Below are 8119 nucleotides of genomic sequence, written 5' to 3'. Positions count from 1 at the left end.
GCGCGAAAGCCGTTGCCGCCTTCCAGCGACACGCCCTCTTGCCGGGCCACATCGGCGCAAAGCCGCATGAAGCCGGTGATTTCATCAGGCGGGGCGTTGGTCGCGAAATCGTCAAAGCTGACATATTTCCCCTTGGGGATCACCAGAACATGCGTCGGCGCGCGCGGCGTGATGTCGCGAAAGGCCAGCGCGTGATCATTCTCGGCCACGGTGTCATTCGGGATCTCGCCGCGCAGGATACGGGCGAAAATATTGGTGTCGTCATAGGTAAAAGCCATGTCGGTCGTCCTGCCTCAGTCAGAGAAAAGATGCGGCGTTTCGGCCAGATCATGCGCGATCTCGTCCGAAATATCCAGAAACCCCGCCAGCGCGGCGGCATTCTGCCAGACCGGATGCCTGCCCGAGATGACGCCGAACTGCGAAAAGCCGACTTCGTGCAGCCGCTCGACCTCTTGTTGCAGGTCATCGCGCATGACGGGAATCAGCGTCTGAATCTCTGCCTCGGGCGAGCCATCGCCGATCAGCCCGATGCGGCGCAGATGGCCGCGCAGATAGTCCTCGTTGAAATCTGTGTCGATCAGCAGGATACGCGTTTCCGCCCGGTCCTTGCTGAAATCGGTGATCAGCGACAGCGCCGAGGGATCGACACACATGACAAGTTGCTGTGCGCCGAAGGCATCGAACAGCAGATGCAGCAGCGCGCGGCGATGGTTCTGCCGCTTGGCCATGGTCGAGGCCGCGCCGCCAAGATCGGGCAGGCCAGCGTCATATTCGTTGAACAGGTAATCCACCGCCGGGATCCGCGTCTTTTCGCGGATCCGCGCGGTCAGCCGCTTGGCCATGTGCCATTTCTTTGCGACGATCAGGTGAACCACAGTGCCGCGGCTCAGCCCGGCCTCGTCTTCCCAGAAGCGCGGGGCGAAACGTCGGCCTACCCGGCCCCGACCGGTCAGGAAGGACTGGACGCGCTTGCCCTCATTCGAGATCGGAAAGCGATGCCCGGATTCCTGCCACAACGCACCCAGCCTTTCGCGCAGCTCCTGCGCCTCGCCGCTGATCTTGCGGGCGAAAAGGCAATCCTGACGCAAGAGCAGGTCGTAATGGTCGTTATAAAATGTCACGGGCATACCGTAATCGGAAAAAATCAGGAAGGTCAGCGTCCGGCTGCGGATCTGGGCACGGGGGACCAGATGCGCGACCAGAGTCTGAAAGAAGGTCTCGTCCGGGATCCATGTGGTCCGGAAAAAGGTCAGGATGTCGCGCCTTTCCTTCAGCAGGGCCATGATCCGCTCGGTCGTTTCGCGCCTAAGGCACCACCATTGCGACCCGATCATCATCTGCAACCCCGACGGGATGTTGCGATGCAGGCGCAGACGCCGTTGCAGCCGCATGCTCCAGTAAAACAGCCGTTTCTGCGTGCGTTCGTTGAACCAGTGGCGATAGATCAGCCGTTCCCTGATGATGCCGGTCTTGATCCAGCCGCCATCGAAGAAATCGACCGATTCGATATAGTCGCAATCATCGCGGTCCAGATAATCATGCACATATTCGGCCGATTTGATCGGCATGCAATCGCCCGACAGCATGTAGAAATGTGTAGCGTCGGGAAACGCCTCTTGCGCGGCCTCAAGGGCGGCAAGGGTGGCGGCAACCAGAGACCACTCGCCCCAGCCGCATTTGTAGCGGCGTGCTGCGAAAACGATTCGGTTTTCACCTGACAATGCCTGCCGCAGCATGTCATAATCCTGCCGCGGGGCGCGCGCGTCATAGTGGATGGCGACGTAATCGCCCGGTCCGGTCAACCTTCGGGCTTGTTCGATCAGGCCAGCAGGGTCTTTATGCGTCAAAAGGATAAAAGCGATCCGGGCCATGTCGTAGCGGGTCGTCCTTGATCAGATCGCAGCCGCACATTTGGCGGCATTGATTTATCCGTCATATCTTGTTTTCTGTGTGTCACGAATTACGGCTTGGAAGCAAGGCGCTTGGGCGTTTTACCGGCGCGGCAAGGCATAGAAAGGCACACCTATATGGGCTTTCCCGGCGTTTGGATGACCGAAAGCGGCAGCATGATCTATCGGGTCGTGCCGAAATGCGCCTGTTCGACCATAGGTCAGATCATGTTCAAATCGGATCACGACCGATTCTTTGACGGAGACATCCATGACGCGAACGAGGGTTTGCACAAATGGTCTCGGGATGACAGCCACGCCCTGATCGAGCAGGCGGTGCGCGGTCATTCTGCCCCGACCTTTACCTGTGTTCGCAACCCCTATGCCCGCCTTCTGTCATCCTTCTTTGACAAGATCGCGGGGATTCAGCGCAATGGCAAACGCTATCGCGGCAATCTGGTGCCACAACTGGCGCAGCGCTACGGAATCGATGTTGGCAGCCCCGAGAACGATTTCGATTTCGACCAGATCGCCAGCTTTCGCCGCTTTCTGCTGTTTGCGCGCGACACGATCCGCTGGCGCCGCCCGATGGAACCCGACATCCACTGGTCGGCCATGTCTGGTCACATCGCCACCTTCATTGTCAATGGAGGCCGTTACGACCAGATTTTCTTTACCGAAAAGTTTAATGAGGGCATGCAGAAAGTTCTGGACAGCGCCGACACGCCGATAAAGGTCGATCTGGCCGCCGTTCCGCGCTTTAACGAATCGGAGGGGCATGGCCCCAAGCGCGCCCATAAGGTCAGCGAGTATTTCGACGACCTGTCGCGGCATCTGATCTGGGAGATCTATAAGGACGATTTCCAGTTGTTCCGCTATGATTTCGACGACCCCGACAACAAGATGCCCTTGGGCGAGGTCGATCTGGACGAGGTTCACGCCAAGCTGGGCCGCTGATCCACCACCCCGGCCAGTACGGTAATCGGCCAGCGGACCTGCCGCCGTGCCGCGCCCCAATGCGGTTCCAGACGCGCCAGCGCCTCGGTGATCCGGGCACCCTCGCCCGCCTTTTCCGCCCGTACCGTCGCCGACCATGTGCCGACATAGGCGGTGAAATCGGCAAAGTCCCAATCGCGCAGGATCGCAACGGGGGGCAGGTCGCCGCGCGAAAAGGGGAATGGCAGCGAGGCATAACCTTCCTCGACATGCCGCCGGTCCGGGGGCCAGAAATCGTGGATCTCTTGCCAATAGAACTGATCGAAAGCGGCCTGAATACCACCGTCGAATTCCGGCACCCCATAGGTGATCAGCGCCAGAATCGCGCCCGGACGCGCGACCCGACGCGTCTCGGGGTAGAAAAGGTCCAGATCGAACCAATGCGCGGCCTGCGCAGCCACGACCAGATCGACCGAATCATCGGCAAGATCGAACCGTTCCGCCGCGCCGGTGGTATAGTGGATATTCGGTCGCGGGCTGGCATTGTCGATCTGCGTCCTGCTGGGATCGACCGCCGTGACCCGTGCGAAATGATCAGCCAGCAGAACCGAGAACTGTCCGGTCCCGCAGCCCACATCCAGCGCATGTCCCCGCGCCGCGCATATGCCCACCAGCAGGCGGGCCAGTTCCGGCGGATAGGTCGGGCGGCTGGCGGCATAGGCCGCACCTCCGGCCTCGAAATGGCGACGACCGGTCATGCCCGCGATCCGCGCACAAGGGAAAACGGCGCCTTCCCTGGGGAAAGCGCCGCTTGTTCAGGCCATGAACTGACCAGGACGCCTCACACGACGCCCTTGATGAAGGTCACTGCATCACCGACGGTCTGGATGGTTTCAGCGGCGTCGTCGGGGATTTCGATGCCGAACTCTTCTTCGAATGCCATCACCAGCTCGACAGTGTCGAGGCTGTCCGCGCCCAGATCGTCGATGAACGAGGCGGTTTCGACCACCTTGTCCTCATCGACGCCCAGATGCTCGACAACGATCTTTTTCACGCGATCAGCGATATCGCTCATGTCCTATCCTCATTCTCGCGGGCTTCTGCCCAGGATTTGCACGGGTCTGCCCCGGATCGGCACAGGGACGATCCCCTGCTGCTAACGGCGGGCATATAGCACCCGACAAGCACGTTGCAACCAGTTTTCGAATGATTTTGTTACCTCACCGTTGCGTTGTTGCGCCATCAAACCATCGCCATGCCGCCATTCACATGCAGCGTGGCTCCGGTGACGTAACCGGCTGCGGGACTGGCCAGATAGGTGACGGCTGCGGCGATGTCAGCGGGGGTGCCCATCTGACCCGCCGGAATCTGCGTCAGAATCCTGGCTTTCTGATCATCGTTCAGCTTGTCGGTCATGGCAGTTTCGATGAAACCGGGGGCAACACAGTTCACCGTGACGCCCCGGCTTGCAACTTCGGCGGCCAGCGATTTCGACATGCCCACAAGCCCGGCCTTGGCGGCGGCATAATTGCCCTGCCCCGGATTGCCCGTCGTGCCCACCACCGAAGTAATATTCACGATCCGCCCCCAGCGCGCCTTCATCATGCCGCGCAGCACCGCCCGCGACAGGCGGAACACACTGGTCAGATTGACCTCGATCACCTGCGCCCATTCCTCGTCCGACATGCGCATGAACAGGTTGTCGCGGGTAATGCCCGCGTTGTTCACCAGAATATCGACCGAGCCCATCGCCTCGGCCGCAGCCTTGGGCAGCGCCGCTGCGGCCTGCGGATCGGACAGGTTGGCGGGGACCACATGCGCCCGCCCGCCCAGCCGATCCGCAAGTTCGCGCAGCGGCGCCTCACGCGTGCCCGACAACGCCACGGTGGCCCCCGCCGCATGCAGCGCCTCGGCGATGCCGCCACCGATTCCGCCCGATGCGCCCGTCACCAGCGCGTTCTTTCCGGTCAGATCAAACATGTCTGTCCCCTTTTTCCCGATCAGCCCTTCAGCGCCGCGACATCCGCAGGCGCACCGATATTGCGCACAATCGCCTCTTTCGAGATGCGCTTTATCATCCCGGACAGGGCCTTTCCGGCCCCGATTTCCCAGAACTCGACCACACCCGCCCCGACCAGATTGACGACGGATTCGCGCCAGCGCACCGTGCCCGTCACCTGTTCCACCAACAGCCGACGAATCGCGCCCGGCTCGATCACCGCCTCGGCACGGACATTGGCGATCAGCGGCACGGCAGGAGGCTGGATGTCCACGCCCGCCAGCGCATCGGCCATCACCGCAGCGGCGGGCTGCATCAGCACCGAATGAAAGGGGGCAGATACCGGCAGCATCAGCGTCCGCTTGGCCCCGGCCTCTTTCATCGCCGCCGCCGCACGTTCGACCGCCTCCTTGTGGCCCGAGATCACCACCTGCGCCGGGTCGTTGTCATTGGCAGCCTGGACAACCTCATCGCCCGCCACCTCGCGCGCAATCCGGTCCACCGTCTCGAAATCGAGGCCAAGAATCGCCGCCATCGCGCCCTGCCCGACCGGCACAGCCTCTTGCATGGCCTGCCCGCGCAATCGCAGCAGCCGCGCCGTATCCTCCAGCGTCAGGGCGCCCGCAGCGCAAAGCGCGGAATATTCCCCAAGCGAGTGCCCGGCGACGAAATTCGCCTCAAGAATGCCGATACCTTCCGCTTCCAGCGCCCGGAACGCCGCAACCGAGGTCGCCATCAGCGCGGGTTGGGCATTCTGGGTCAGGGTCAGCGTCTCTATATCGCCGTTCCAGATCAGATCCGACAGCTTCTCACCAAGCGCCTCGTCCACCTGATCGAACACATCCCGCGCCGCCGGATAGGTTTCGGCCAGTTCGCGCCCCATTCCAATGGTCTGCGCCCCCTGCCCCGGAAAGACGAATGCCCGCATCGCGGCCCCCTGTTCTGATTACCGATTGCGAAGGGCATAGCGCGCGCGGGGGCCTGCCGCAACTGACAGCGACGGCAGAGTTCCGCAGTTCCTGACGTGACCCGGAACCGGTATTCAGGCTCCGGGCGTGGTACCATCCGGTAATTCCGCCCCGCGCCGGCCCTTCTCGGAATGGCAACCCGGGGTCTGATTCACGTCGGATAGGGTCAGGAATGTCGGCCGCGAAACGCGTCTATAACCGGTCCGCTTCGACCCCCGCCACAGCAGCAATGTGGCGGGGGCTCACAACCCCGCTTTCGGACAAGGCGAGAAGCCTGCGGCCAATGAGGCTTTCAATCAGCATTGATACGCCGCCGGGACATTCCTCACCGCTGGATGAGCCGCCTGCGGCAGCCCTGGGATCCAAGAGGCGCCCATGATCGCCCGAAACCCCGTTCTGACCGAACACAAGCCGGCCACATCGCCCGACCGGTCGTTGCCGGACGTTATCAGAATACCTTTTGGACCCTGCGTGCAGAGTTGCGGCTGCGGGAACACAAAAAGGCCGAACCGGGCGATCCGCGAACACATCCTGCGGCCGGGCTGAAACATGCCTGACCCGGGGAACCGACCAAAGGCAGATCCGGGGATGCCACCTTGTCCGGAATCGGCGTTGAACAGAGGTACCCGGCATGATCGCACCAAAGCCAAGGTTGCACCCGAAGCAACACCGCGCTAATCGATGCCCGTCGGAGGCGTGGCAGAGTGGTTTAATGCACCGGTCTTGAAAACCGACGTGGGTGAAAGTCCACCGTGGGTTCAAATCCCACCGCCTCCGCCATATCCCCACGCGTCCTTTGATTCGCCCCTAACATTTTGAACGGTAACGATAATTCTGGGGTTCGAAACCCTCTCCCCCGCACATAGGCCAGACGCTCCGTAAAGGTCAGTCTGAGCACGGTGCGCCGCAGGTCGAAGTTGCCGCTTTGCCAGACTTTTCCGGGGTTTAGCAGGAAGAGACTTGCGAGTTCGAACATCTGGGCGAAGGGCCGTGCAGGCCTGCCCGCGCTGGCGGCTTTTTCGGCAAGAACGAGCTTTTCGGTTTCAAGGGCTGCGATCTTCGTTTCATAGGCTTTGACCACGGTGCGGTTGTCGGTTTCGATCAGGCGGGCGAGGAGCGCGCCCACCTGCGCTTCCAGTACTTTCTGCTTCTTCGCGAACAGCGCCGCGCTCTCCCGCGCCTGCCGGAGGCGGGCGTCCCACAGGGCCGCGAACATTTCTTTCGCGACCTTCAGCTTGGCCTTGGACGGCAGGACGCCTTCCAGCATGGTCTCAAACGCGTCTTCGACGTCTGCCCGTTTCAGGGACTTCCGGTAGGCTTCGCACTCTTTATTGAAGCACAGGTAATAGGGGTGATGGTCCCCGGTCTTGCTTTTCGACCAGCAGGAGGTGAGAGGCCGCTCGCACGCGCCGCAGAGCACGAAACCGCGAAGCGGGAAGTCGGTATTGATATCGGCGCGCGCGGCGATCCGTGCGCCTTCGCGGATGCGCTCCTGGATGCGGGTATAGGTCGCAAGGCTGATCAAGCCCGTATGATGACCTTTCCGGAGCGAGACGCCCCAGGCGGGCACCTCGATATAGCCCGCATAGTGCGGACGGGTCAGGAGCCGGATCACTTCCTCATAACGCACGCTTCCGTCCGGGAAGCGCGACGCAAAGGCGGGTTCGGATTCGAGATAGGTCTTCACTTCGCTCTGCGAGGCAAAGCGCCCGGCGGCGAGGCCTTCCAGCGCGGTCTCTATGATGGTTGCGAGAGGCTCGTCGCGGACCATGACCTTGCCGTGCGCGGCGAGTTTCTCATAACGGTAGCCGGGCGGGGCCGGGAAGCACCAGTATGACCTGCACTTTCGATCATGATCCTGGTATCGCTTTGCGTGTGAAAGGTTGCGTTATCCATGACCACCACCGCCCCGGGCGGCAGCTTCGGAACCAGGTCCCGCGCGATCCAGAGGTTGAAGATATCCGCATCGACATTGGCGCTGGTTAACCCGAAGGTTAACAGCACCCCTGCCAGAAGCGCCCCCAAGCACATTGGTTCGGCCCCGCGCCTGCCAGTCATGCGTGCCGGGGCAGCGGTGTCCTCGTGCCGAATAGCCATGGGTGCGGGGCATGTCGGCGGCAAATCCGCTTTCGTCCAGATAAACGATGGGCCGTCCATCACTCTGATATCGCGCAATCTTCTCGCGGAAGGCATGCCGCGCGGCGACGTCCGCCTTCGGGTGCGTCAGCGATTTTTTTATATGTGACGCCGAGCGCCCTCAGCCCGTTCCAGATCGCCTTCGGTGTGACCTGGAACCGGGCCGCCCGTTCATATTGGTAAGCGTCGGG

General features: G+C 61.8%; 9 protein-coding genes, 1 tRNA gene and 1 pseudogene. 3 read left to right on the top strand and 8 right to left on the bottom strand.

The features are described from left to right. Positions 1-278, bottom strand: a 278-nt coding sequence (locus ACK5L9_RS14885) for an HIT domain-containing protein (RefSeq protein WP_416912251.1), incomplete at its 3' end; no start/stop codon positions are given. A gap of 15 nt (positions 279-293) precedes the next feature. Beyond that, entirely contained in the window at positions 294-1871 is a 1578-nt protein-coding gene (locus tag ACK5L9_RS14880) for a DUF5928 domain-containing protein (protein ID WP_416912250.1), read from the bottom strand. A gap of 156 nt (positions 1872-2027) precedes the next feature. On the opposite strand from ACK5L9_RS14880, the gene ACK5L9_RS14875 reads away from it, so the two are divergent. Next, positions 2028-2846: a sulfotransferase family protein gene (locus tag ACK5L9_RS14875; RefSeq protein WP_416912249.1), complete on the top strand. Its 819-nt coding sequence runs from the start codon at positions 2028-2030 to the stop codon at positions 2844-2846. Here the strand turns inward: ACK5L9_RS14875 and ACK5L9_RS14870 are convergent. From ACK5L9_RS14870 to fabD, 4 genes are all read right to left on the bottom strand, one after another. Next, on the bottom strand, positions 2825-3583 hold the full coding sequence (locus ACK5L9_RS14870; protein ID WP_416912248.1) for a class I SAM-dependent methyltransferase: 759 nt from the start codon (positions 3581-3583) through the stop codon (positions 2825-2827). The genes ACK5L9_RS14875 and ACK5L9_RS14870 overlap by 22 nt on opposite strands. 83 nt (positions 3584-3666) lie before the next feature. After that, positions 3667-3900: an acyl carrier protein gene (locus ACK5L9_RS14865; RefSeq protein ID WP_416912247.1), complete on the bottom strand. Its 234-nt coding sequence runs from the start codon at positions 3898-3900 to the stop codon at positions 3667-3669. A 167-nt stretch (positions 3901-4067) separates the two neighbouring features. Further along, on the bottom strand, positions 4068-4805 hold the full coding sequence (gene fabG, locus ACK5L9_RS14860; RefSeq protein ID WP_416912246.1) for a 3-oxoacyl-ACP reductase FabG: 738 nt from the start codon (positions 4803-4805) through the stop codon (positions 4068-4070). A gap of 20 nt (positions 4806-4825) precedes the next feature. Further along, positions 4826-5752 (bottom strand): ACP S-malonyltransferase, encoded by a 927-nt coding sequence (gene fabD, locus ACK5L9_RS14855; RefSeq protein ID WP_416912245.1) that lies wholly within the window; start codon positions 5750-5752, stop codon positions 4826-4828. A gap of 730 nt (positions 5753-6482) precedes the next feature. Between fabD and ACK5L9_RS14850 the strand changes: the two genes are divergently transcribed. Further along, positions 6483-6572 (top strand) — tRNA-Ser (locus ACK5L9_RS14850). A gap of 493 nt (positions 6573-7065) precedes the next feature. On the opposite strand, the pseudogene ACK5L9_RS14845 reads toward ACK5L9_RS14850, so the two are convergent. Next, a pseudogene (locus ACK5L9_RS14845) lies at positions 7066-7563 on the bottom strand (recombinase zinc beta ribbon domain-containing protein); the annotation flags it as partial. Beyond that, the gene (locus tag ACK5L9_RS14840) at positions 7530-7796 is read right to left on the bottom strand and encodes a hypothetical protein (RefSeq protein ID WP_416912252.1); all 267 of its coding nucleotides are present in this window, start codon (positions 7794-7796) and stop codon (positions 7530-7532) included. The gene ACK5L9_RS14840 and the pseudogene ACK5L9_RS14845, both read right to left, overlap by 34 nt. Between ACK5L9_RS14840 and ACK5L9_RS14835 the strand changes: the two genes are divergently transcribed. Next, a complete protein-coding gene (locus ACK5L9_RS14835; RefSeq protein WP_416912253.1) occupies positions 7687-8037 on the top strand; it encodes a hypothetical protein in 351 nt (116 codons plus the stop codon). The two genes, ACK5L9_RS14840 and ACK5L9_RS14835, sit on opposite strands and share 110 nt — an antisense overlap. The last annotated feature ends 82 nt before the right edge of the window (positions 8038-8119 follow it).

The organism is Paracoccus sp. (in: a-proteobacteria) (assembly GCF_047973135.1).
In the GTDB taxonomy this organism is placed as follows: Bacteria; Pseudomonadota; Alphaproteobacteria; order Rhodobacterales; family Rhodobacteraceae; genus Paracoccus.
The sequence above is the reverse complement of the archived record's forward strand: the minus strand, read 5'-3'. Positions and strand labels throughout refer to the sequence as shown.

Bases quoted from the DNA above. Each gene is read 5' to 3' on its own strand.
- ACK5L9_RS14880 (WP_416912250.1), bottom strand. From the start codon at position 1,871: ATGGCCCGGATCGCTTTTATCCTTTTGACGCATAAAGACCCTGCTGGC.
- ACK5L9_RS14875 (WP_416912249.1), top strand. From the start codon at position 2,028: ATGGGCTTTCCCGGCGTTTGGATGACCGAAAGCGGCAGCATGATCTAT.
- ACK5L9_RS14870 (WP_416912248.1), bottom strand. From the start codon at position 3,583: ATGACCGGTCGTCGCCATTTCGAGGCCGGAGGTGCGGCCTATGCCGCC.
- ACK5L9_RS14865 (WP_416912247.1), bottom strand. From the start codon at position 3,900: ATGAGCGATATCGCTGATCGCGTGAAAAAGATCGTTGTCGAGCATCTG.
- fabG (WP_416912246.1), bottom strand. From the start codon at position 4,805: ATGTTTGATCTGACCGGAAAGAACGCGCTGGTGACGGGCGCATCGGGC.
- fabD (WP_416912245.1), bottom strand. From the start codon at position 5,752: ATGCGGGCATTCGTCTTTCCGGGGCAGGGGGCGCAGACCATTGGAATG.
- ACK5L9_RS14835 (WP_416912253.1), top strand. From the start codon at position 7,687: ATGACCACCACCGCCCCGGGCGGCAGCTTCGGAACCAGGTCCCGCGCG.